This is a genomic window from Mycolicibacterium neoaurum, from assembly GCF_036946495.1.
GTDB classification, from domain to species: domain Bacteria; phylum Actinomycetota; class Actinomycetes; order Mycobacteriales; family Mycobacteriaceae; genus Mycobacterium; species Mycobacterium neoaurum_B.
In genome coordinates this window covers 766465-788994 of the sequence record NZ_JAQIIX010000002.1, presented here as the reverse complement: position 1 = coordinate 788994, position 22530 = coordinate 766465, and the positions used below count along the sequence as shown (strand labels likewise).

The 22530-nt window shown below is 67.6% G+C and carries 21 protein-coding genes; 8 read left to right on the top strand and 13 right to left on the bottom strand.

What is annotated here, in order from left to right; genetic code table 11:
* The first annotated feature begins 2 nt into the window (after positions 1 to 2).
* Positions 3 to 458 (top strand): hypothetical protein, encoded by a 456-nt coding sequence (locus PGN27_RS09175; protein WP_335325851.1) that lies wholly within the window; start codon positions 3 to 5, stop codon positions 456 to 458.
* Here PGN27_RS09175 and PGN27_RS09170 read toward each other — a convergent pair.
* The 4 genes from PGN27_RS09170 to PGN27_RS09155 form a co-directional block, all read right to left on the bottom strand.
* Positions 395 to 1660 (bottom strand): aminodeoxychorismate synthase component I, encoded by a 1266-nt coding sequence (locus PGN27_RS09170; protein WP_335325850.1) that lies wholly within the window; start codon positions 1658 to 1660, stop codon positions 395 to 397. The genes PGN27_RS09175 and PGN27_RS09170 overlap by 64 nt on opposite strands.
* 19 nt (positions 1661 to 1679) lie before the next feature.
* A complete protein-coding gene (locus tag PGN27_RS09165; RefSeq protein ID WP_335325849.1) occupies positions 1680 to 2570 on the bottom strand; it encodes an RNA polymerase sigma-70 factor in 891 nt (296 codons plus the stop codon).
* A gap of 61 nt (positions 2571 to 2631) precedes the next feature.
* A complete protein-coding gene (locus PGN27_RS09160) occupies positions 2632 to 3780 on the bottom strand; it encodes an NAD(P)/FAD-dependent oxidoreductase (protein ID WP_335325848.1) in 1149 nt (382 codons plus the stop codon).
* Positions 3781 to 3934: 154 nt separating this feature from the next.
* On the bottom strand, positions 3935 to 6265 hold the full coding sequence (locus PGN27_RS09155; protein ID WP_335325847.1) for a thiamine pyrophosphate-binding protein: 2331 nt from the start codon (positions 6263 to 6265) through the stop codon (positions 3935 to 3937).
* A gap of 132 nt (positions 6266 to 6397) precedes the next feature.
* On the opposite strand from PGN27_RS09155, the gene PGN27_RS09150 reads away from it, so the two are divergent.
* Entirely contained in the window at positions 6398 to 6880 is a 483-nt protein-coding gene (locus PGN27_RS09150; protein ID WP_335325846.1) for an Lrp/AsnC family transcriptional regulator, read from the top strand.
* Here the strand turns inward: PGN27_RS09150 and gdhA are convergent.
* Entirely contained in the window at positions 6877 to 8226 is a 1350-nt protein-coding gene (gene gdhA, locus PGN27_RS09145) for an NADP-specific glutamate dehydrogenase (protein WP_335325845.1), read from the bottom strand. The genes PGN27_RS09150 and gdhA overlap by 4 nt on opposite strands.
* The gene (gene metG / locus PGN27_RS09140; protein ID WP_335325844.1) at positions 8226 to 9812 is read right to left on the bottom strand and encodes a methionine--tRNA ligase; all 1587 of its coding nucleotides are present in this window, start codon (positions 9810 to 9812) and stop codon (positions 8226 to 8228) included. The genes gdhA and metG overlap by 1 nt, the downstream gene beginning before the upstream one ends.
* Positions 9813 to 9838: 26 nt before the next feature.
* Here metG and PGN27_RS09135 point away from each other — a divergent pair, with 26 nt between their 5' ends.
* From PGN27_RS09135 to PGN27_RS09110, 6 genes are all read left to right on the top strand, one after another.
* Positions 9839 to 10690, top strand: a complete 852-nt coding sequence (locus PGN27_RS09135) for a TatD family hydrolase (RefSeq protein WP_335325843.1) — start codon at positions 9839 to 9841, stop codon at positions 10688 to 10690.
* Positions 10691 to 10778: 88 nt separating this feature from the next.
* A complete protein-coding gene (locus PGN27_RS09130; protein WP_335325842.1) occupies positions 10779 to 11906 on the top strand; it encodes a resuscitation-promoting factor in 1128 nt (375 codons plus the stop codon).
* Positions 11903 to 12835, top strand: coding sequence for a 16S rRNA (adenine(1518)-N(6)/adenine(1519)-N(6))-dimethyltransferase RsmA (gene rsmA / locus PGN27_RS09125; protein ID WP_335325841.1), 933 nt, complete (start codon positions 11903 to 11905; stop codon positions 12833 to 12835). Before PGN27_RS09130 ends, rsmA begins: the two co-directional genes overlap by 4 nt.
* 189 nt (positions 12836 to 13024) lie before the next feature.
* On the top strand, positions 13025 to 13996 hold the full coding sequence (locus tag PGN27_RS09120) for a 4-(cytidine 5'-diphospho)-2-C-methyl-D-erythritol kinase (protein ID WP_335325840.1): 972 nt from the start codon (positions 13025 to 13027) through the stop codon (positions 13994 to 13996).
* A 279-nt stretch (positions 13997 to 14275) separates the two neighbouring features.
* Positions 14276 to 15913: a fatty acyl-AMP ligase gene (locus PGN27_RS09115; protein WP_335325839.1), complete on the top strand. Its 1638-nt coding sequence runs from the start codon at positions 14276 to 14278 to the stop codon at positions 15911 to 15913.
* 63 nt (positions 15914 to 15976) lie between these two features.
* On the top strand, positions 15977 to 16639 hold the full coding sequence (locus tag PGN27_RS09110) for a DUF998 domain-containing protein (protein ID WP_335325838.1): 663 nt from the start codon (positions 15977 to 15979) through the stop codon (positions 16637 to 16639).
* 48 nt (positions 16640 to 16687) lie between these two features.
* Here PGN27_RS09110 and pth read toward each other — a convergent pair whose 3' ends face one another.
* The 7 genes from pth to glmU all read right to left on the bottom strand — a co-directional run bounded on the left by pth (position 16688) and on the right by glmU (position 22441).
* Positions 16688 to 17263, bottom strand: coding sequence for an aminoacyl-tRNA hydrolase (pth, locus tag PGN27_RS09105; protein ID WP_019511916.1), 576 nt, complete (start codon positions 17261 to 17263; stop codon positions 16688 to 16690).
* 17 nt (positions 17264 to 17280) lie between these two features.
* Entirely contained in the window at positions 17281 to 17946 is a 666-nt protein-coding gene (locus PGN27_RS09100) for a 50S ribosomal protein L25/general stress protein Ctc (RefSeq protein ID WP_335325837.1), read from the bottom strand.
* A gap of 120 nt (positions 17947 to 18066) precedes the next feature.
* Positions 18067 to 18933, bottom strand: a complete 867-nt coding sequence (locus PGN27_RS09095) for an oxidoreductase (protein ID WP_335325836.1) — start codon at positions 18931 to 18933, stop codon at positions 18067 to 18069.
* A gap of 14 nt (positions 18934 to 18947) precedes the next feature.
* On the bottom strand, positions 18948 to 19619 hold the full coding sequence (locus tag PGN27_RS09090) for an LpqN/LpqT family lipoprotein (protein ID WP_335325835.1): 672 nt from the start codon (positions 19617 to 19619) through the stop codon (positions 18948 to 18950).
* Complete coding sequence (gene arsC, locus PGN27_RS09085; protein ID WP_335325834.1) at positions 19616 to 19957, bottom strand: arsenate reductase (glutaredoxin); 342 nt, start codon at positions 19955 to 19957, stop codon at positions 19616 to 19618. The genes PGN27_RS09090 and arsC overlap by 4 nt, the downstream gene beginning before the upstream one ends.
* Before the next feature lie 24 nt (positions 19958 to 19981).
* Positions 19982 to 20962 carry a ribose-phosphate diphosphokinase gene (locus PGN27_RS09080; RefSeq protein ID WP_019511911.1) on the bottom strand — a complete coding sequence of 327 codons (981 nt, stop codon included), beginning with the start codon at positions 20960 to 20962 and terminating at the stop codon, positions 19982 to 19984.
* Between the two features lie 90 nt (positions 20963 to 21052).
* Entirely contained in the window at positions 21053 to 22441 is a 1389-nt protein-coding gene (gene glmU, locus PGN27_RS09075) for a bifunctional UDP-N-acetylglucosamine diphosphorylase/glucosamine-1-phosphate N-acetyltransferase GlmU (protein ID WP_418888647.1), read from the bottom strand.
* Positions 22442 to 22530: the final 89 nt, after the last annotated feature.

The following is a 22530-nucleotide window of genomic DNA, read 5'->3' as shown; positions in this document are numbered from 1 at the left end:
GTATGAGTACGACGATGTTCGTGGTGTTGCTTGTCGTCGGGATCCTGGTCGCGGTCGGCGCGCTGATCGCCATCCCACTGCTGTGGTGGTTGCCGCGGCGCAGCGAGGCCGCCGCCGCACAGTTCGCCGCCGAGCTGGCCGGTGAACCCATGGTGCGTGGACCGGAGAAGGGGTCCTACCGTGGGGCCACCGCGCCCGGTTATCCGACGGTGAAGAACGCCGGGTTCATCGCGTTGACAGCGCGCCGGCTGGTGTTTCGGACGCCGACCGGTACGACGATCGAGGTTCCGGTCGCCGAGATCACCGGGGTCCGGGAGGCGACCGGGTTCAAGGGTTCGGCGGTGGGCGGTCAGACGCACCTGATCGTCGAGACCGCCGCCGGGGAGATCGCGTTCTACGTCTTCTCCGGCAACGCGGCCTGGGTCACCGCACTGTCCAAGTTGCAGGCTCCGTCCTGAAGTTCGCCGCCCCGACCCAGCGCGATGATGGAGGCCGCTTTGTGCAGGCACTCCTGCCACTCGGCGCTCGGGTCCGAATCGGCGGTGATACCGCCGCCGACGCCGAGCACCGCGTTACCGACAGCGTCGAATTCGACTGTGCGAATGGCCACGTTCAACTCGGTACCCGCCGATGGTGAAGCCAGGCCCACTGTGCCACAGTAAATTCCGCGACGATGCTGCTCCCAGTCGCTGAGCAGGTCACGGGCACGGCCCTTGGGTGTGCCGGTCACCGACGCCGGCGGGAATGTCGCATCCAGCACGGCTGACATCGGTGTCGCGACCGGGATGCGCGCGGCGACGGTGGACACCAGATGCCACACCCCGGGCGCGGGCCGGATCCGCAGCAGCTCCGGGACCGACACCGACCCGGTGACAGCGAGCCTGCCGAGGTCGTTGCGCACCAGGTCGACGATCATGATGTTCTCGGCGACGTCCTTGGCCGAGGCGCGCAGCAGCGCCGGCGACTCATGCAGCGGCAGTGTGCCTTTGATGGGGCTCGACGAGATCGCCTCGCCACGGCGGCGTAGGAACAGCTCCGGCGACAACGAGGCCACCGCCCCCCAACTGCCCGCGATATAGGCCGCGCGCGCCGGTGCGGTACGCGTGACGGCGTCGACGAAGAAGTCCAGGGGGTCCCCGGTGAGCCTGCCGCGGAACTGGGTGCACACGCAGGCCTGATAGACCTCGCCGGCGCCGATCGCGTCCAGGCAGGCGGTCACACCAGCGAGGTGGCGGTCGCGGTCGGGTGCACTCCACGCCAACCGGTACGGCCGGGCGGGCGCCGTCGCGATCCCGGACAGCCAGTCGGGAAGTGTTGTGTCGGTCAGGCTTTCATGCCACCACTGGCCGTCTGCGTCCTGCCGCAGCACCGAGTCCGTCCAACCGCCCGCGGTTTCGGGGATGCGCGGGCGCCCCGGTCCGTCGGGATAGGACAGGTAGCCGAACCATCCGCCACCGACCGCCGTCGAGGTACCGGGGTAGGCATCGAAGAGCCCGGGGACAGGTTCGGCCGCCAGCGAGGGCGCGATCACGGCACGTGACCCGAACCAGTCACCGATCAGCGCGGCCGGCGCCGCCTTTCCGTGGCGCGCCGCCGCATCGGCGATCCACCGCAACACCTCGGGGGCGTTGCCGAGGTTGCCGAGCCGGTCGATGCGCACCGGTTCAGCTTTCCAGAAGCTAGCGGCCGATGGCTCTCGGGATGGCCGCGGTGGTGAGCTTGTCCGGATTGCGCATGGCGTAGAAGTGCGAGATCTTGCCCGCGGTGAACTCGACGGTGATGACGCCCTCGAAGCTCTCACCCAGGTAGAGGTTGAGCGCGGGCGCGTTGTTGTAGGTGGTGTATTCGACCCGGCCCTGCTCGCCGGACATCCGGAACAGGCCGATGATCAGCCGCGCCACCCGGTCCGCACCGTGCACCGGCCGGCGGGCGGCGCTGACCTTGCCTGCGCTGTCGGCGGTCCACACCACATCGGGGGCCAGCATCTCGACCAGTCCGGCGATATCGCCGGTGGCCGCGGTGAGCAGGAACTGTGCGGTCAGCTGCTCGTTGACCGCACTGTCGACCGGCTCGTAGCGTCTGCGCCGGGCGTGCACGTGTTCCCGGGCCCGGTGCGCCAGTTGGCGGACCGTAGCCGCGGATTTGCCGACCGCAGCGGCGATCTCGTCGTGGCCGAATCCGAACACCTCGCGCAGCACGAACACGGCGCGCTCGTCCGGTGACAGCGTCTCCAGGACCACCATCATCGCCATCGACACCGATTCGGCCAGCACGACATCCGAGCTCGCATCGGTGTCCTGCACCCGCAGCGGCTCGGGCAGCCACGGCCCGACATACTCCTCGCGCCTGCGGGCCTGTGCGCGTAGCGCGTTGAGTGACTGCCGGGTCACCAACTGGGCCAGATAGGACTTTGTGTCGCGTACGGTGTCCAGATCCACCTCGGCCCACCGCAGATAGCTCTCCTGTAGGACATCGTCGGATTCCGTTGCCGAGCCCAGAATTTCGTAGGCAATGGTGAACAGCAATGGGCGCAGTGCCGTGAAGCGCTCGGCGTGCTCACCGGTGCTCACGCGGTTGCCTCGCAGGCTCGGCTCCCGCGTGCCGTACCGATGATTCGCTCGCAAGCTTCGCTCATGCCGTCTCCAGCTGCAGCGCCTTGGCCCGCTTGCTGCTCTTGAGCCAGAAGTAGGCGCCGGGTTTGCGGGCCTCCTTGCGCAGGAACGCCAGGGTGCCCTTGCAGACCTGTTCCTTCACCACTGCCGCGGCCCGGCCGCCGAGGTACAACCGGATCGGGGTGTCATCGGTGCGCGCCAGCTGGATGGTGCCCCCGGCGCGGCCCAGGCTGATGCACTGGCCGGTGAAGGCCTGGCTGATCGGGGCAGGCTCGGTCCCGGCGATGCGGGCCAGCACGGTGTTGGCGGCCTGGGCGCCCAATGGCAGCGCTGCCTGGCAGCTCATCCGCAGCGGCACTCCGGACGGCGCGGCCGCGTCCCCGGCGGCGACGATACGGTCATCGTCGACGCTGGTCAGAGTCTCGTCGGTGATCAACCTGCCCAATGCGTCGGTGCGCAGTCCGCTCGCGGCGGCCAGCGCGGGCACCCCGAATCCGGCGGTCCAGACGGTGGCGGCCGCGGGCAAAGTGTGCCCGTCGGACAGCGTCACGTCCAGTGCGCCGACGGCGGTGACGGTCGGCCCTTCGATGACCGTCACTCCGAGCTTGCGCAGTCGCCTGGTCACCGACCGCCGACCCGGAACGCTCAGCGAGGGCCCGAGTGTCGCCCCGGCGACCAGCGTGACCGCGCGGCCGGCTTCGGCGAACTCCGCCGCGGCCTCGATACCGGTCAATCCGCCGCCCACGACGACGATCGGCGCGTCGGCCGGTAGCTCCTGCAGGCGCCCGGCCAGGCGTTGTGCGTCCTCCAAATCGCCCATTCGGTAGGCGAATTCGGGTGCGACGCCCCCGGTGCTGCCCACGGCATAGATCAGATGGTCATAGTCCAGTGCGGCACCCGAGGCGAGCTCCACGCGCCGGGCCGCGGTATCGATCCGGTTGGCCGTGTCGACGACCAGTCGCACACGCGCCCCGAGCAATTCGGCGTAATCGGCGACGGCGTCGTCGTTGCCGATCGCCAGCTGGTGCAGCCGGATCCGCTCGACGAACTGCGGGCGGGCGTTGACCAGGGTGATCTCCAGGTCATCGCGTTGGAGTAGATGGTTGGCGGCCAGTGCGCCGGCGTATCCACCGCCGATGACGACGATGCGAGCCACGGTCTCGGTCATGATGTCTCCTTGTGTGGGCCAGTGATGCCCTCAAGACACCGGTGCGCCCGACAATGTGACACTACGTGACGCAGATCACGCTCTTGCTTCCGCTGGTCGTTCGGAACGGCTGTGGGGGAGCCGTTCTCATGGCCTGCATCATCGAGGTAACGAGTCAGTTGGTGATGTCGAGGGCCGCTCTGACGATGCTGTCGGCATCGATGCCGTGATAGCGGTAGACGTCCGGCAGATCGCCGGCCTGCCCGAAGCCGGACACCCCCAGCGCGGTCAACCGGACCTGTCGGATGCTGGCCAGGAACGCCAGGGTGTGCGGGTGCCCGTCGAGCACGGTCACCATCGGGGTCGGCCGGTCGGTGGGGAACAGCTGATCGAGAATCCAGGTGTCCGCCGAGCGCCTGCCCTGCTGCGCCTGCCACGCCTCGAACAGCAAGCCCGGGCTGGTCACGCACACCACGTCGGCGGGGATGCCGACCTGGTCCAATCGATCTGCCGCGGCGAGCGCCTCGGTGACCATGGTGCCCATGGTGGCGATGGTCACCTTCACCTCCGTTGCCGGTGATCGACGCAGCGGGTAGCCGCCCGCGACCACCTGTCGGCGGCGTCGCTCGCGCGCGGCCGGATCCGTCGGCACGTCGGCGAGCGTCTGGTCCACCGGCCGGGTCGACAGCCGCAGGTACGCCGAGGATCCGTCCGGGCGGCCCAGTCGCGCCATGCTGGCCAACAGGGTCCATTCGACGTCGATCGCGAAAGCCGGTTCGTAGCTGATGCAGCCGGGCTGCTCCAGGCCGATCGATGGCGTCTTGATGGACTGGTGCGCACCGCCCTCGGCGGCCAGGCTCACCCCCGACGGGGTGCCGACCAGGATGGACTGGCCGCCGGCGTAGATGCCGAACGACCAGGGTTCCAGGGCCCGCTCGACGAACGGGTCGTACAGCACGCCGATCGGGAACAGCGGCTCGCCCCATCGGCTCCAGGTGGCACCCAGTTCCCCGATCAGCCCGACCAGGTTGGTCTCGGCGATACCGAGCTCCATGTGTTGTCCGCTGGGCCGTTCGTTCCAGTGCATCAGGGTCTGGGCGTCGTCGGCGAACCAGTTGCGCCGCTCGTCGGATGACCACACCCCGACCTTGTTGACCCAGCCCGCCAGGTTGGTGGTCGAGCTGACATCCGGGCTGACGGTGACGACCCGCTTGGCCGCGTCGGGCGCCTCTCGCGTCAGATCCAGCAGTAGGCGTCCCAGCGCGGCTTGAGTGGTCGAGGTGCCCTTCGGGGTACGGCCGATATCGGTGGGAATGTCCGGCATGGGTGCGGACGGCGTGGGATTCCGCCGCAGGCGGGCCGCGGTCTCGACGCACAATCTGCCCATCGCGCTGTCCGCGTCGAATCGGCGCCATGGGTCGGCGACGTCCATATCGAGTCGCGCTGCCAGCGATGCGTATTCGTCATTGCTCAACAGCGCCGAGTGGTTCTGCGGATGTCCTTCTGTCGGAAGGCCGTAACCCTTGATGGTGTACGCCAGGATGACCGTGGGCCGCGTGTCGTCGATCTGCCGGTACGCCTCGGCCAGCGTGGTGAGGTCGTGACCGCCGAGGTTGCGGATCGCCGCGGTCAGGGTGGTGTCGTCGAGGGTGTCCAGCAGTATCGCGATCTCGGCGGCCGACGGACCGTCGCCGGGTAGGCGTTGCCGGATCTCGTGCGCATCGCAGCGCAGCAACCGCTGGTATTCCGGGTTCTCCATCGTGACGATACGGTGGCGCAGCGCCTCTCCGCCGGGCCGGGTGAACAGCGATTGCAGCAGGCGACCGAAATTGATCGTGAGGACCTGCCAACCGGCCGCGGCGAACATGGTTTCCAGTCGGCGCGCGGCGATATTGGGCACGACCCGGTCCAGCGATTGACGGTTCATGTCGACGATCCAGACCACCTCGCCCAGTTCGGCGATACCCGGATCGAGGATCGCTTCCCAGACCGCACCTTCGTCCAGTTCGGCATCGCCGACCAGGGAGTACTGGCGTCCGGTGCCACCGGCGCCCAGATGGGTGTTCACATAGCGGCGCGCCATCGCCCCCCAGATCGGCGCGGTGGCTCCGATACCGACGGATCCGGTCGAATAGTCCACCGGGTCAGGATCTTTGGACCGGCTCGGGTAGGACTGCAGACCCCCGAACTCGCGCAAGGTGGTCAGATACTTCTCGTCCAGTTCGCCGAGCAGGTAGTTGATGCTGTGCAGCACCGGCGAGGCATGGGGTTTGACCGAGACCCGGTCACCGGATTGCAGCTGCCGAAACCACAGCGACGTCATGATCGCGACCATCGACGCGCTGGAGGCCTGATGCCCACCGACCTTGAGTCCCGAGACGTTCGGCCTGACGCGATTGGCGTGGTGCACGATCGAGGTGGACAGCCACAGCACGCGTTCGGCGACGCGCTCCAGTGCATCGGCGGTGCCGAGGTCTCCGTCGGTATCGGCGGCAGTGGTGTTCACAGGGACCTACTCACGGTTGATTTGCGCAGATAGTTCATCCAGTGCAGCACCTGTTGTAATTTGGGTCAACAAGGTCACCCCGGATTGAGCACTCTGCGTTTCCGGGGATGACGGCGAGGAGTGGAGCTGCGCATGATGACCAATCCCGGCCGGGTCGTCGACGATGTCGACATGCGGATCCTGCGCGCGCTCGTCCGTGAGCCGCGGGCCACCACGGTCGCCTTGGCGGAGGCCACCGGATTGGCCAGAAACACCGTGCACTCGCGGCTGGTGCGCCTCGAGACCGACGGCGTGCTGCAGTCATTCGAGCGGCGGATCGATCCGGCGGCACTGGGATATCCGTTGACCGCGTTCATCATGGTGACGGTCACCCAACGCCGATTACGGGCCATCGGCGACGCTCTTGCCGACATCCCCGAAGTGCTCGAGGTGCATGGTCTCAGCGGCGTCACCGACCTGCTGGTACAACTGGTCGCCCGTGACGCCGACGACCTCTATCGGCTCGCCGGGCAGATCCTCGATATCGACGGCGTCGAGAAGACCACCACCGGGTTGGTCATGCGGCGGCTGGTGGATTACCGGCTCGGTCCGTTGCTCGACCGGCCGCGCGATTAGACCAGGCCCAGCGCCGCCATCGCATCGGCCACCCTGATGAATCCGGCGATATTGGCGCCGGCCGCGTAGTTGCCGGGCTGTCCGTATTCGTCGGCCGTGGTGAGGCAGGTGTGGTGGATGCGACCCATGATCTCGGCCAGTCGCGCCTCGGTCTCCTCGAACGTCCAGGAATCGCGTGACGCATTCTGCTGCATCTCCAGAGCGCTGGTCGCCACCCCACCGGCGTTGGCGGCCTTGCCGGGAGCGAACGTCACCCCCGCCTCGCTGAAATACTTGACGGCATCGGGGGTGCACGGCATGTTGGCGCCCTCGGCGACGATGCGGCACCCCGATTCGATGAGGGCGCCGGCGTCGGTGCCGGTCAACTCGTTCTGGGTGGCGCATGGCATGGCGATATCGCAGGGCACCTCCCACACGCTCCGCTTCGCCACGAAGTGCGCGCCATTGCCGCGGGCGTCGGGGTACTCGTCGATCCTGCCGCGGCGCACCTCCTTGATCTCCTTGACCAGATCGAGGTCGATGCCCGCGTCGTCGACGATGTAGCCGCCGGAATCCGAACAGGCCACCACGATTCCGCCGAGGGACTGCACCTTCTCGATGGCGTAGACGGCCACGTTGCCCGACCCCGACACCACGACCCGCTTACCGTCGAATGAATCGCCGGCGGCTCGCAGGATCTCGTCGACGAAGAACACCGTCCCGTATCCGGTGGCCTCGGTGCGGACCTGGGAGCCGCCCCACGTCAGGCCCTTTCCGGTGAACACGCCGGCCTCCCACCGGTTGGTGATCCGCTTGTACTGGCCGAACAGATAACCGATCTCGCGGGTGCCGACGCCGATATCACCGGCGGGCACATCGGTGTATTCACCGATGTGGCGGTAGAGCTCGGTCATGAACGACTGACAGAACCGCATGACCTCCTGGGGCGAGCGACCTTTCGGGTCGAAATCGGACCCGCCCTTGCCGCCGCCGATCGGCAGACCGGTCAACGAGTTCTTGAAGATCTGTTCGAAGCCGAGGAATTTCACGATGCCCAGATACACCGACGGGTGGAACCGCAGCCCGCCCTTGTAGGGGCCCAGGGCGGAGTTGAACTCGACCCGGAATCCCCGGTTGATCTGCACGGCACCGGAATCGTCGACCCACGGCACCCGGAAGATGATCTGGCGCTCCGGCTCGCAGAGCCGGCGGATCACCGCGTTGTCGGCGTACTCCGGATGCTTGGCGACCACCGGTCCGAGACTGGTGAGCACCTCGTAGACGGCCTGGTGAAATTCCGTCTCGCCCGGATTGCGCTGGGCCACTTCGTCATAGATGTCGTGGAGCTTCTCGTGCAGGCTGGTCATCACACATCCGTCTGATAGCGGGGGAACACGCCTTCGGGTTTGGGCAACGTGACACCCGGGGTGAGCCGGGCGCCGATCGCACCGAAATCGCGTGCCTCGGCCGGCTGGCCGAGCAGGTCGAGCAGTTTGGCGGTCGCGGTCGGCATCACCGGCTGGGTCAGCAGGGTGGCGATGCGCACGGTCTCCAGCGTGGTGTAGAGCACCGTGCCGAAACGCTGCTGCGCTTCCGGGGTTTCGGTCTTGCGCAGCACCCACGGTTCCTGTGCCGAGAAGTAGCGGTTGGCCGCGCCGAGGACCGACCAGATGGCGTCCAGCGCCAGATGCATGGCCTGCTGGTCATAGCACTCGCGCACCCGGCCCAGCAGCGCATCGGCGGCGGCCAGCAGTTCGTTGTCCTCGGCGGTGAACGCCCCGGGGACGGGAACCACGCCGTCGAGGTTCTTGTTCACCATCGACAGCGACCGCTGTGCCAGGTTGCCCAGTTCGTTGGCTAGATCGGCGTTGATCCGGCCGATGATCGCCTCTTCGCTGTAGCTGCCGTCCTGGCCGAAGGGCACCTCGCGCAGGAAGAAATAACGCACCGCGTCCACCCCGAACTCGTCGACGAGCACCAGGGGATCGACCACATTGCCCAGTGACTTGCTCATCTTCTCGCCCTTGACGTTGATGAACCCGTGGGCGAATATCCGCTTCGGCAGCGCCAGCCCGGCCGACATCAGGAACGCGGGCCAGTAGACGGTGTGGAACCGGATGATGTCCTTGCCGATCATGTGTAGATCGGCGGGCCAGTACTTCTCGAACGCCTCGGACGCGGTGTCCGGGAAGCCGACCCCGGTGAGGTAATTCGTCAGCGCATCCACCCAGACGTACATGACGTGGTCGGGGTGATCGGGCACCGGGACGCCCCAGTCGAAGGTGGTGCGCGAGATCGACAGGTCGCGCAGCCCGCCGGAGACGAAGCTGACGATCTCGTTGCGGCGCACATCGGGTCCGATGAACTCGGGGTGCTCGGCGTAGAGCGCCAGCAGTCGATCGGTGTAGGCCGACAGCCGGAAGAAGTAGGTCTGCTCCTCGGTCCAGGTGACCTCGGTACCGGTCTCGATGGCGGTGCGCGTGCCGTCCTCGGCCACCTCGGTCTCGTCCTCGGCGAAGAAGCGCTCGTCGCGCACCGAGTACCAGCCCTGGTAGCTGCCGAGGTAGATGTCGCCCGCCTCGTTCATCCGGCGCCAGATCTCTCGGGAGGCCTCGTAGTGGTCGGCATCGGAGGTCCGGATGAAGCGGTCGTAGGAGGCGCCGAGGCGTTCCTGCATGCGCTCGAAGACATCGGAGTTGCGGGTGGCCAGCTCGGCGGCGGTGATGCCGAGCTTGGCGGCCGTCTCGGCCATCTTCAGGCCGTGCACATCGGTACCGGTGAGGTAGCGCACGTCGTAACCGTCGAGACGCTTGAACCGGGCGATGGCGTCGGTGGCGATGTACTCGTAGGCGTGCCCGATGTGCGGATCGCCGTTGGGGTAGGCGATGGCAGTGGTGATGTAGAAAGGGGCGCCTGGGGTGCGCGTCCCCGCGCCGGGGAAGGACGTAGTCATTTGGCTATCACCTTAAGGTGTCTGTGGTGAGCGCGAAGAGAGAGAAGCCGCCCGCCCCCGAGCCGCTGGCCCCGCTGATCGACGCACACACCCACCTCGACGCCTGCGGTGCACAGACCGCGCAGGACGTGACCGCGATCCTGGACCGCGCCGGTGCGGTCGGTGTCCAGGCCGTCGTCACCATCGCCGACGACCTCGACGCGGCCCGCTGGGCGGCCGGGGCCGCCGACTGGGACCCACGGGTGTACGCCGCCGTGGCGTTGCATCCGACCCGGGCGCACACCCTCGACGACGCCGCCAGGGCCGAGTTGGCGGTGCTGGCCGCGCATCCGCGGGTGGTGGCGGTGGGGGAGACCGGTATCGACATGTACTGGCCTGGCCGCCTCGACGGCTGCGCAACCCCGGATCAGCAGCGGGAGGCCTTCGCCTGGCATATCGACCTGGCCAAGCGGACCGGCAAGCCGTTGATGATCCACAACCGCGACGGTGACGCCGAGGTGCTCGACGTGCTGGCCGCCGAGGGCGCTCCCGAGACGGTGATCTTCCACTGTTTCTCCTCCGACGCCCAGATGGCCCGCACCTGTGCCCGCAACGGCTGGCTGATGAGCCTGTCCGGGACGGTGAGCTTCCGCAATGCCCACGCCCTGCGCGACGCTGCCGCCGTCATCCCCCAGGAGCTGCTTCTCGTGGAGACCGACGCCCCCTTCCTGACCCCGCACCCGTACCGCGGGGCGCCCAATGAGTCCTACTGTCTGCCGTACACGGTGCGCGCGCTGGCCGACATCCTGGACCGGCCGGCCGCCGAGCTGGCCCGCGCGACCTTCGAGAATGCGGTCCGGACCTACGGCTTCGGTACCCTCACGAGTTGGCGCGGTTGACGTAACTTCGTTACCGTCCTGTTATCGAACGCGGTGGGCCGGTTGGGCTGACGCAGATGCCGCGCTCAACTAGTCGGGAAACACAGCATTGAACGTTCTGAACAAACTGCATGAAACGCGCTCGCCCGCGCTACACCTTCTGGTCGGTGCGCTGCTGCTCACCCTGGTGTTTGCCGGGGGTGTGGCGGTGGCCTCCCACAAGACCGTGACCCTGAGTGTGGACGGCGCGCCGATCACCGTCGCGACCATGAAGAACCGGGTCATCGACGTCGTCGAAGAGAACGGTTTCACCGTCGGTGACCGCGACGATCTGTTCCCGGTGGCCGATGCCCAGGTCCACGATGCGGACACCATCGTGCTGCGGCGCAGCAGGCCCCTGCAGATCTCGATGGACGGGCAGGGAAGCACCGAGGTCTGGACCACCGCGGCCACCGTCCAGGAGGCGCTGGCCCAGCTGTCGATGACCGATACCGCTCCCGCCGCGGCCTCGCGCGGCAGCCGTGTTCCGTTGGCGGGCATGTCTTTGCCGGTGGTGAGCGCCAAGACCGTGCAGATCAATGATGGCGGCAACCTCAGGACCGTGCGGCTGGCTGCGCCCACTGTCGGGAGCCTGTTGGAGGCCGCCGGTGCGCCATTGCAACAGCGCGACACCGTGGTGCCGGCGGCGACGTCACCGGTGGTCGACGGCATGCGCATCGATGTGACCAGGATGCGGATCGAGAAGATCACCGAGCAGATCCCGCTGCCGCCGGCCAGCGAGCGGATCGAGGATCCCACTCTGAATCAGAGCCGCCAGATCGTCGAGGACCCGGGTACCCCGGGCCTGCAGGACGTCACCTTTGCTGTCGCGCGCGTCAACGGACAGGAGACCGGCAGGCTGCCAGTAGCCAATGTCGTCGTCAATCCCGCGCGCGAAGCGGTGCTGCGAGTCGGGACGAAACCGGGCACCGAGGTGCCGCCGGTGTCCAACGGCCACGTCTGGGACGCCCTCGCCGGATGCGAATCCGGAGGTAATTGGGCCATCAACACAGGTAACGGATTTTACGGTGGCGTCCAATTTGATCAAAACACCTGGGAGCGACAGGGTGGTTTGCGCTATGCTCAGCGCGCGGATCTGGCAACTCGAGAAGAGCAGATCGCAATAGCTGAAGTAACGAGGGCGCGCCAGGGTTGGGGTGCCTGGCCGACATGTAGCGCGAGATTGGGGTCAAGATGACCATCCGGCTCCTCGGGCGTACCGAGATCAGGCATCTGGCACGGGAGATCGACTTCCGTCCCAGGAAGGCATTCGGGCAGAACTTCGTGCACGATGCCAACACCGTACGCCGAATCGTGTCCGCATCCGGGATTCACCGGCAGGACTGTGTCGTCGAGGTCGGTCCCGGCCTCGGTTCGCTGACCCTCGGTCTGCTGGACCGCGGCGCCCGCGTGACCGCGGTCGAGATCGATCCCGTGCTCGCCAGGCAGCTGCCCAAGACGATCGCCAACCACTCGCACAGCGAGATCGGTCGGCTGACGGTGCTCAATCGCGACATCCTCACGTTGAAGTCCGGTGATCTCGAAGAGCAGCCGACCGCACTGGTCGCCAATCTGCCCTACAACATCGCAGTCCCCGCGCTGCTGCATCTGATGGCCGAGTTCCCGTCCATCAAGACCGTCATGGTGATGGTGCAGGCCGAGGTCGCCGAGCGGCTCGCCGCCGAGCCCGGGGGCAAGGACTACGGCGTGCCGAGCGCGAAGGTCCGTTTCTACGGCGAGGTGCGCCGCTACGGAATGGTCTCGCCGACGGTGTTCTGGCCGATCCCGCGGGTGTACTCCGGTCTGGTGCGTATCGACCGCTACGAGAATTCGCCGTGGCCCACCGACGCCGCCTTCCGTGAGCAGGTCTTCGAGCTGATCGACATCGGTTTCGCGCAGCGCCGCAAGACCTCCCGCAACGCCTTCGCCGAGTGGGCAGGTTCCGGAAACGAGTCCGCCGAGCGTCTGCTGGCGGCCAGTATCGATCCGGCCCGTCGTGGCGAGACGCTGAGCATCGCGGACTTCGTCCGGCTGCTGCAGCGTTCGGGCGAGTTCACCCCGGCACCCGCCCCGGCGCCGGCCGAATCTCGGCTCGAAGCGGCTTCTGCGGCTAACTTACTGAGCTGAGGCCCAAGCCGCTGGCCGGTAGTCAAAGTGGCCGTTGGTGACCTTCCCGTTGCCCTCGGTGTGATCCTTGACACACTACGTTGGCAAACGTTATTGTCGGCGTCAGCGGCGGGATCGACGAGGGGTATCTCACCACGTGAGCGGTCGGTGTCGGTGTTGATTTCACCGGCGCAGCGGTAGGTTCGTGCGGTGTCTGCTTCTTCAGGGGATGCCGCCACCGAGTGGACTGGCACCGAGTCAGTCGGTTCAGTCACCGTCCGGGGTCCCGGCAAGGTCAACCTGTACCTGGCCGTCGGTGATGCGCGTGCCGACGGCTACCACGAGCTGACCACCGTCTTCCACGCCGTCTCGCTCGCCGATGAGGTCACGGTTCGCGACGCCGACGCCCTGGCGCTGACGATGTTCGGCGAGGGGGCCGAGGCGCTGCCCGTCGATGACCGCAACCTGGCCTGGCGTGCCGCCGAGCTGATGGCCGAACACGTCGGCCGCGCCCCTGACGTGTCCATCTCGATCACCAAGTCGATCCCGGTGGCCGGCGGAATGGCGGGCGGTAGCGGGAATGCCGCGGCCGTCCTGGTGGCCATGAACGCGCTCTGGGATGTCGGTGTGCCGCGCCGCGATCTGCATGCGATGGCCGCGCAGCTGGGCAGCGATGTGCCGTTCGCCCTCCATGGCGGAACCGCCCTCGGTACCGGCCGCGGCGAGGAACTCGCCACGGTCTTGGCTCGCAGCACTTTCCACTGGGTTTTCGCCTTCGCCCATGACGGGCTGTCCACGCCCGCGGTGTTCGCCGAGATCGACCGGCTGCGCGCCGATCCGCAGTGGAGTGGCCCGCCCCGCCTCGCCGATGCCGAACCCCTGCTTGCCGCCCTGGCGACCGGTGACCCGCACGTCCTGGCTCCGTTGCTCGGCAACGACCTGCAACCGGCGGCGCTGAACCTGCGCTCCGATCTGCGGCGCACCCTGCGGGCAGGCCAGGACGCCGGCGCCCTGGCGGGGATTGTCTCCGGGTCCGGCCCCACCTGCGCATTCCTATGTGCCTCCGCCACGCACGCGGTCGATGTGGGCACCGCGCTGTCGGGTGCGGGTGTCTGCCGGACGGTGCGCGTGGCCAGCGGGCCCGTGCCAGGAGCCCGGGTCATCTCCGAACCCGCGCGGTAAGGACGGTCCGCGGGAAATCAAACCTACGCGCGGTGTGACACATGCCTCAATCGGCGCATCCGTTTGGCAGTTACTTAAGGGTTCTTTAAGATGGGTGCGGTGGAAACTGGCCTGTCCACAAAAGGCCGGTGACCACCGGAATGAGACACAACTGCGTCCCAATTGTGTGTGCGCGCCTCTCCTGAAGAGTGCACCTGCAGGCGGAATATAGGGAAACGCGCGAGGAACCTGGAGCCGACGACGACGTCGCTTCGGCCCCAGTCACCCCAGGAGGTTGCCGTGAGCCGCTTTACCGACAAGATGTACCGCAGCGCCAAGGAGAGCACGCGGGGCATGGTCACCGGCGAACCCTACGAGCCGGTGCGGCACACCTGGGCCGAGGTCCACGAACGCGCCCGCCGGGTGGCCGGTGGACTGGCCGCCGCCGGTATCGGACACGGCGACTCCGTCGGCGTGCTGGCCGGTTTCCCGGTGGAGATCGCGCCCACCGCCCAGGGCGTGTGGATGCGCGGCGGCAGCCTCACCATGCTGCACCAGCCGACCCCGCGTACCGACCTCGCCGTCTGGGCCGAGGACACCATGACCGTCATCGGCATGATCGAACTCAAGGCCGTGATCGTCTCCGAGCCGTTCATCGCCGCCATCCCGGTCCTCGAGGAAAAGGGCATCAAGGTCCTCAAGGTGGCCGACCTGCTGGCCGCCGACCCGATCGACCCCGTCGAGACCGGTGAGGACGATCTGGCGTTGATGCAGCTGACCTCCGGGTCGACGGGATCCCCGAAGGCTGTGCAGATCACCCACCGCAACATCCACTCCAACGCCGAGGCCATGTTCATCGGCGCCGAGTACGACGTCGACACCGATGTCATGGTCAGCTGGTTGCCCTGCTTCCACGACATGGGCATGGTCGGCTTCCTGACCATCCCGATGTACTTCGGTGCCGAGTTGGTCAAGGTCACCCCGATGGACTTCCTGCGCGACACCCTGCTGTGGGCGCGCCTGATCGACAAGTACAAGGGCACCATGACCGCGGCCCCGAACTTCGCCTACGCGCTGTTCGCCAAGCGACTCCGCCGCCAGGCCAAGCCGGGCGAGTTCGACCTGTCGACGCTGCGCTTCGCGCTCTCGGGCGCCGAGCCCGTGGAGCCCGCGGACGTCGAGGACCTGATCGACGCGGGCAAGCCATTCGGACTCAAGGCCTCGGCGATCCTGCCCGCCTACGGCATGGCCGAGACCTGCCTGGCGGTGTCGTTCTCCCCGTGCAACGCCGGTCTGGTCGTCGACGAGGTCGACGCGGACCTGCTGGCCGCGCTGCGCCGCGCGGTGCCGTCGAGCAAGGGCAACACCCGCCGGCTGGCCTCGCTCGGCCCGCTGCTGCGCGACCTGGACGCCCGCGTCGTCGACGAGGACGGTGCCGTGCTGCCGACCCGCGGGGTGGGTGTCATCCAGCTGCGTGGTGAATCGGTCACCCCGGGCTACATCACGATGGCCGGCTTCCTGCCGACCCAGGACGAGAACGGCTGGTATGACACCGGCGACCTCGGTTACATCACCGAAGAGGGCAACGTCGTGGTGTGCGGCCGCGTCAAGGACGTCATCATCATGGCCGGGCGCAACATCTACCCGACCGATATCGAACGGGCCGCCGGCCGGGTCGAGGGCGTCCGCCCCGGCTGTGCCGTCGCGGTGCGTCTCGACGCCGGTCACTCGCGCGAAACCTTCGCCGTCGCAGTGGAATCCAACGCCTACCAGGATCCGGCAGCGGTGCGTCGCATCGAACACCAGGTTGCCCATGAGGTGGTGACCGAGGTCGACGTGCGCCCGCGCAATGTCGTCGTGCTCGGGCCGGGCACCATCCCGAAGACGCCGTCGGGCAAGTTGCGCCGGGCCAACTCGGTCGCCCTCGTCACGGGCTAGCTCCGCTCCGCCCGCCGAGTTCTCGCACGCTTGGTCCACCCGGCTCGTCCGTATCCTGGTGTGATGCAGCGGTCCACGCACGTCCTGCTCGGCTGGTTCGGTGTTCTCGGTGCCGCCGTCTCGGTGGCCGCCATCCTGTCTCTGGACGCGATCATCGGCGGCCAGTCGCACCGGCCCGGCCGCACGCTGCGCATGGCGACCATCTCCGAGTACATCTACACCAGCGGTGACTGGGCGTTCCTGACCGGCGTGCTGGCGCTCGCCCTCGGTTCGGTCCTGCTACTCATCGGCCTCCTCCACGCGGGGTTGGTCGCACCGCTGTCGCCCGGCTCGATCCTGATGTCGCTGTGGGTGATCGGGCTGGTCGGGATCGCCGCATTTCCCAAGCACAACTGGGAGATCGGGCCCAGCACAAGCGGATCCATCCATCGGATGGCCACCCTGCTGGCATTCGTCTCGCTACCCGCGGCGGTGCTGGCCATCTCCCGCCGACGTCGCAGTGCCCGGCACGCGAGCTGGTTGGCCTACGGATCGATCGGGTGGCTCGCGGTGTTGTTCGGGGCGATCGCGGTGAGCATGGTCACCGATCTGCGGTGGTATCGCATCATCCCGCTCGGCATCGTCGAGCGGGGGATCGTCGCCTTCGAGGTCGCGGCCGTCATCGCCTTGGGAATCTGGTTGATCCGCGGGCAGTTTCGCGACGAGCGTGCGTCGACTTCGGGCTGAAAGGAGGTGTGTCGGGCTGCAGACACGCCCGTTCGCCGGGAACGGGACCTACCAGGCGTGCACGATGTTCTGCGCGGGCTCCAGGCCTTGCTCGAGCAGCAGCTCGGTCGCATCGGCGGCCTGTTCACAGATGATCGGAACCTCGGGCCGTTCGACGGAGCTGAACGGCTCCAGCACATAGGCGGCCGGGTCCTTGCGCCCGGGTGGGCGGCCGACACCGATACGCACCCGCTGAAAGTTCTTGGTACCCAACGCCGCCGCCACCGACTTCAATCCGTTGTGGCCGCCCTCGCCACCGCCGAGCTTGAGCCTGATACGGCCGAAGTCGATATCGAGTTCGTCGTGCAGGATCACCACATCGGCGGGGGCGATCGAATAGAAGGCGGCCAACGGGCCGACCTGACGCCCCGACTCGTTCATGTAGACCCGGGGCTTGGCGAGCACAACAGGCCGGTGGCCGAGGCGACCCGTGGTCACCTCGGCACCGGACTTCTTGTGCACCTTGAATCCTGATCCGATGCGTGCGGCCAGGATGTCGGCCACCATGAAACCGAGATTGTGTCTGGTCTTGGCGTAGTTGGGCCCGGGATTTCCCAGGCCGACCACCAGCAGGGGCTCGGCCATGACGGCGGCTGCGCCTGTTACTCGGCGGCTTCGGCTTCGGCGGCCTCGCCCTCATCGGCGGACTCTTCGGCGGCAGCCTCACCCTCGGTGGCCTCGCCGGCACCCTCGGCCTCGAGGTCTTCCTCGGTCGGGGCGGCGACGATGTTGACCACCAGGGTCTCGGCGTCGACGGACAGGCTGACGCCACTGGGCAGCTCGATCTGGCCGGCGGTGATCTGGGTACCGATCTCGGCATCCTCGACCGACACGGTCAGCTGCTCGGGGATGGACAGCACGTCGGCCTCGACGGCGATGGTGTTGGCCTCCTGGGTGACCAGGGTGCCGGGCGCGGCGTCACCCTCGACGACGACGGGCACGTCGACCTCGACCTTCTCGCCGCGCTTCACGACGAGCAGGTCGACATGCTGGATGTTGCGGCGCACCGGGTGGATGTCGAGGGCCTTGGTCAGCGCGAGCTGCTCGGTGCCGTCGATGTCCAGGGTCAGGATGGCGTTGGTGCCGGAGTGGCGCATCACGGCGGCGAAGTCACGCGCGTTGAGCTCCAGGTGCTGCGGGTCGGTGCCGTGGCCGTACAGCACGGTCGGGATGTTGCCGTCGCGGCGGGCCTGGCGCGAGGCACCCTTGCCGGTGCGGGTGCGCACGGTAGCGGTCAGCTTGTTGGGGGCCGAGTTCTTGGCAGCCATGTTGTCTCTCCTGTAGCCGGTTCACACACGGCCAGGGTCCAACGAAATGGGTTCCCGTCGATAACGGTGTTTTGGTAACCACCCTCGCCGTGACGTCGCCAAGGGTAGCCGACGGAACCCTCAGATCCGAAATTCGGTATCGGTAAGCTGCGCGGACAGCGCCCACAGCGCCGACGCCGTCGCGGTGTTGCGGGCCAGCGGGCTGCGCGGGCTCGGACCGGTGGGCCCGCGCATGCCGAAGCGCGGACCGATGAAGGTGTCGCCGGGGATGTCGGCGGCCGACGCGTAGAGCGTCTGGCGGGCCCCGAAGTCGGCGTCGGTGGCCAGCGCGTTGGCCGCCTTGAAGATCTTGTCGCCGGTCGCGTTGCCGGTCTGGCCCTGCAGGTTGGTCGCGGAGTAACCGGGATGGGCTGCCACCGCGCGCACCGGGGAGCCCGCGCCGCTCAGCAGCCGCTGCAACTCGGTGGTGAACAACAGATTGGCCAGCTTGGACTGTCCGTAGGCCAGCCACGCCGAATAGGGCCGGGCCCGCCAATTCAGATCCTTGAGGCTGATGACGCCGAGCAGGTGCATCATCGAGGACACCGTCACCACCCGGTCGGTGATCTTGGGGAGCAGCAGGTTGGTCAGTGCGAAATGGCCGAGGTGGTTGGTGCCGATCTGGCTTTCGAAACCGTCATCGGTCCTGGCATAGGGCACGGCCATGATGCCGGCGTTGTTGATGAGCACGTCGACGGCGTCGGTAGCGTCGGCGAACTCACGTACCGACGCCAGGCTCTGCAGGTCCAGGCGTCGCACGTCGACGTCGCCGGTCATCTGTGCGGCGGCCGCGGTGCCCTTGTCGGTGTTGCGCACTGCCAGGGTGACGGCCGCACCGGCACGGGCCAACTCGCGCGCGGTCACCAGGCCCAGACCGCTGTTGGCGCCGGTGACGATGACACGACGACCGGCAAAGGAGGGCAGATCCGCGGCGGTCCATGAACTCATGGCAGCCACAGTAGCTACTTGGCCGTGACGTCGAACCCGGAGATGATCTTCTCGATGTCCGGGCCGTGCTGCTCGGCATCATCGGCGAAACTGGTGATGGTCAGTTGCACCAGGTACTTCTGGGCCTCCGGCTCGAGCTTGCCGGGTGCGGGCTTGTCGGGCATGGTCCCGGTGGCGAACACGATGCGGTTGTAGCTCTGCATCAGCTGCCCGCTCAGTTCGTAGGTGCCCTCGATCATCGACGACGGGAAGCCCTTGAAGTCATCGCGGGAACCGTTGAGCTTCTTGAAGTTCGGTGACACCTCGGCGTCGACGTCGGCGTGCTTGAGTGCCTCGGCGGTGTCGAAATCGCCGTTGAGGGCGAAGACCATCAGCATCGCGGTGGGGTAGGTGTCACCGTCGGCGATCACCCGGGTGCCCGCCGCCAGGTTGGCGTTGGTGTAGTCGCGCCACCCTTCGGGGCGCGGCACCGTCACGGCCAGGTCGGTCAGCTTTTCCGGCGCGACCGGCTTGCCCTCCACGCCGACGCTCTCCAGATAGGCCGACAGCGGGACCGTCTCGTCGGAGGTGGGCTGCGACGTTGGGCGGGTGGGGGTGGTGGCCAACAGCGACTGGTAGTCGGGGGTGGCGTCACCGCAGCCGGCAAGCGCCAGGCACGCCAACACCCCCGCGGCGATCTTCCTCACAACAGTTCGCGGATGTTCTCGATCGGGCGGGCCAGCCGGGTGCCCTTGTCGGTGATCACGAACGGACGCTCGATCAGGATCGGGTGCTTGACAAGCGCATCGAGCAGTTCGTTATCGCCGGCATCGGCCAGATTCAGTTCCTTGTAGAGGGATTCGCGTTTGCGCACCGCATCGCGCACCTCGATACCGGCATCGGCGATCATCGTCGCCAACTCGGCCCGGCTGGGCGGCGTCTTCAGGTACAGCACGACTTCGGGTTCCATCCCGTTCTCACGCAACAGATCCAGCGTCTTGCGTGAGGTCGAGCATTTCGGGTTGTGGAAGATGCGGGCCGTCATGTGTGAATCACTCCTCGCGCGACGCTAGGCCGACCCGTCGAACAGTCCGGTCACCGATCCGTTGTCGAAGACCGCCCGGATCGTGTTGGCCAGCAACGGCGCGATGGACAGCACCGTCAGCGCAGGGAAGCGCTTCTCCTCGCCGATCGGCAGCGTGTTGGTGACGATGACCTCGCGGGCGCCGCAGTCGGCGAGCCGCTGAGCGGCCGGGTCGGACAGCACGCCGTGCGTCGCAGCGATGATCACATCCTTGGCGCCGTCCTGACGCAGCAGGTTGACCGCGCCGGCGATGGTGCCGCCCGTGTCGATCATGTCGTCGGTCAGGATGCAGGTCTTGCCCTTGACATCGCCGACGACGCGGTTGGACTTGACCTGGTTGGGGACCAGCGGATCGCGGGTCTTGTGGATGAAGGCCAGCGGGACGCCGCCGAGCGAATCGGCCCACTTCTCGGCGACCCGGACGCGGCCGGAGTCGGGGGAGACCACGACCTTGTCATCATCGGCGTAGTTCTCGGCGATATAGCCGGTGAGCAGCTTCTGGGCGCGCATGTGGTCCACTGGGCCGTCGAAGAAGCCCTGGATCTGATCGGTGTGCAGATCGACGGTGACGATGCGGTCGGCGCCGGCGGTCTTCAGCAGATCGGCGACCAGGCGGGCCGAGATCGGCTCGCGGCCGCGATGCTTCTTGTCCTGCCGGGCGTAGGGGTAGAACGGCAGGATCGCGGTGATGCGCTTGGCGCTGCCGCGCTTCAGGGCGTCGATCATGATCAGCTGTTCCATCAGCCACTGGTTGAGCGGGGCCGGGTGGGACTGCAGGACGAACGCGTCGCAACCGCGCACGGACTCGTCGAACCGGACGAAGATCTCACCGTTGGCGAAATCACGCGCGGTCTGCGCGGTCACCGGGACGTCGAGTTCCTTGGCCACCTGCTCGGCCAGCTCTGGGTGCGCCCGGCCGGCGAAGAGCATCAGGTTCTTGCGATTGTCGGTCCAGTCGTGGCTCATCTGTTGTGCCCTGCCAGTCGGGGGTCGATTACGCGCCAATCGTACGTAGCTTTTCCTGGCGGTCGTGCACCGGTTACCAGATTGCCAACATCAGGCGTCGGGTTCGCTCGCCCCGGCCTTGCGGGCCGCCTCGGCGGACGCGCTCGCCGGGCGCTTACGCAGCACCCATCCCTCGATGGTCCGCTGGGTGTTGTCCGACACCGCGAGGGCACCCGGCGGGACGTCATCGCGCAGCACCGTGCCCGCCCCGGTGTAGGCACCGTCGCCGACGCTCACCGGCGCGACGAACATGGTGTCCGAGCCGGTCCGGACGTGCGATCCGATGGTCGTGCGCTGTTTGGTCTCACCGTCATAGTTGACGAAGACGCTGGATGCGCCGATGTTGCTGTACTCGCCGATATCGGCATCGCCGACATAGGTCAGGTGCGGCACCTTGGTGCCGGCCCCGATGGTCGAGTTCTTGGTCTCGACGAACGCACCCAGCTTGCCGTCGGTGCCCAGGGTGGTCCCGGGCCGCAGGTAGGTGAACGGGCCGACGGTGGCACCCGGACCGATCACCGAGAGCTCACCGTGGGTGCGGATCACGGTGGCGCCGTCGCCGACCTCCATCGACGTCAGGGTGGTGTCCGGCCCGATGGTGCAGTCGGCGCCGATCGAGGTGACGCCCAGCAGCTGGGTGCCCGGCGCGATGACGGTGTCCGGGCCGATTTCGACATCGACGTCGATCCAGGTGGTCGCCGGGTCGGTGACGGTGACCCCGGCCCGCTGGTGGCGTTCGATGATCCGGCGGTTCAACTCGGCGCCCAGCGCGGCGAGCTGAACCCGGTCGTTGACGCCGGAGACCAGCGCGGTGTCGGCGACATGTTCGGCCTGGACGGGCAGACCCTGGTGGCGGATCAGCGCGATCGCATCGGTGAGATAGAGCTCACCCTGGGCGTTGTCGGTGCGCAGCTGGGTCAGCGCCGCGCGCAGTGCCGCGGCGTCGAAGGCGTACACCCCGGAGTTGATCTCCGCGACGGCGCGCTGGGCGGCGTCGGCGTCGGCATGTTCGACGATCGCGGTGACGCTGCCGTCGCCGTCGCGGATGATCCGGCCGTAGCCGGTCGGATCGTCGAGGGTGGTGGTCAGGATCGTCACACCCGCGCCGGCATGCGCCGTGGCCAGGGCGGACAGCGTCGCACCGTCGAGCAGGGGCACATCGGCGGTGGTGACGATGACGGTCCCGGCGAAATCGTCGGGCAGCCCGGTCAGCCCGACGCCGACGGCGTGGCCGGTGCCCAGCTGCTCCTCCTGGACCACCGCGGTGACGGTGACGGTGCCGCCGGTGAACCGGTCGATCTCGGCGCTGACCTGGTCGCGGCCGTGGCCGATGACGACGGCGACATGCTGTGGGTTCAGTGCGGTGACGGCGTGCAGGGTGTGGACCAGCATGGTGCGGCCCCCGAGGGGGTGAAGAACCTTCGGGATGGCTGAGCGCATTCTGGTGCCCGCGCCCGCGGCGAGGACGATCACGGCTGTTTCGGTGGACACGTATTCCTCCTCCGCGACCGAGGAGTGCCTACCCGCGG

Excerpts from the sequence above, each read along its gene's own strand:
- PGN27_RS09175 (WP_335325851.1), top strand. The coding sequence starts at position 3 with ATGAGTACGACGATGTTCGTGGTGTTGCTTGTCGTCGGGATCCTGGTC.
- PGN27_RS09160 (WP_335325848.1), bottom strand. The coding sequence starts at position 3,780 with ATGACCGAGACCGTGGCTCGCATCGTCGTCATCGGCGGTGGATACGCC.
- PGN27_RS09150 (WP_335325846.1), top strand. The coding sequence starts at position 6,398 with ATGATGACCAATCCCGGCCGGGTCGTCGACGATGTCGACATGCGGATC.
- gdhA (WP_335325845.1), bottom strand. The coding sequence starts at position 8,226 with ATGACCAGCCTGCACGAGAAGCTCCACGACATCTATGACGAAGTGGCC.
- metG (WP_335325844.1), bottom strand. The coding sequence starts at position 9,812 with ATGACTACGTCCTTCCCCGGCGCGGGGACGCGCACCCCAGGCGCCCCT.
- rsmA (WP_335325841.1), top strand. The coding sequence starts at position 11,903 with ATGACCATCCGGCTCCTCGGGCGTACCGAGATCAGGCATCTGGCACGG.
- PGN27_RS09110 (WP_335325838.1), top strand. The coding sequence starts at position 15,977 with ATGCAGCGGTCCACGCACGTCCTGCTCGGCTGGTTCGGTGTTCTCGGT.
- pth (WP_019511916.1), bottom strand. The coding sequence starts at position 17,263 with ATGGCCGAGCCCCTGCTGGTGGTCGGCCTGGGAAATCCCGGGCCCAAC.
- PGN27_RS09100 (WP_335325837.1), bottom strand. The coding sequence starts at position 17,946 with ATGGCTGCCAAGAACTCGGCCCCCAACAAGCTGACCGCTACCGTGCGC.
- PGN27_RS09095 (WP_335325836.1), bottom strand. The coding sequence starts at position 18,933 with ATGAGTTCATGGACCGCCGCGGATCTGCCCTCCTTTGCCGGTCGTCGT.
- arsC (WP_335325834.1), bottom strand. The coding sequence starts at position 19,957 with ATGACGGCCCGCATCTTCCACAACCCGAAATGCTCGACCTCACGCAAG.
- PGN27_RS09080 (WP_019511911.1), bottom strand. The coding sequence starts at position 20,962 with ATGAGCCACGACTGGACCGACAATCGCAAGAACCTGATGCTCTTCGCC.
- glmU (WP_418888647.1), bottom strand. The coding sequence starts at position 22,441 with ATGCGCTCAGCCATCCCGAAGGTTCTTCACCCCCTCGGGGGCCGCACC.